Consider the following 311-nt stretch of genomic DNA (forward strand, 5'->3'; position numbering starts at 1 on the left):
TTATCTCTCCGCCCATCAAAGCGACTTCATACTAAACAATCGCTAAACCTAAACCGACCCCCTGATGAGACCGTGTTTAAGACTCATCTCCTTGAGTAAAAGCATCAAATAACAGCCCTTGATCAGCCTTATTTATACCTATACCTGAATCTTTAACTGTAAAACAAATTACTTGCTGCTCTAAAGACTCTTCAATAACATCTAAACACAGAGTTATTCTGACTTTTTCAGAAAACTTCGCATCATAAGTCAAAAAATTGTCTAATACTTGCTTCAAACAAATTTGGAAGCCAAATAAGAATTCCTATATT

General features: G+C 35.0%; 1 pseudogene. It reads right to left on the minus strand.

Going from position 1 to position 311, the window contains the following annotated elements:
• Nucleotides 1–34: 34 nt before the first annotated feature.
• Nucleotides 35–283, minus strand: a pseudogene (locus CWB80_RS22255) (ATP-binding protein); the annotation flags it as partial.
• Between the last annotated feature and the right edge of the window lie 28 nt (nucleotides 284–311).

Origin of the sequence: Pseudoalteromonas sp. S1650 (genome assembly GCF_005887195.1) — a bacterium.
In the GTDB taxonomy this organism is placed as follows: Bacteria; Pseudomonadota; Gammaproteobacteria; order Enterobacterales; family Alteromonadaceae; genus Pseudoalteromonas; species Pseudoalteromonas simplex.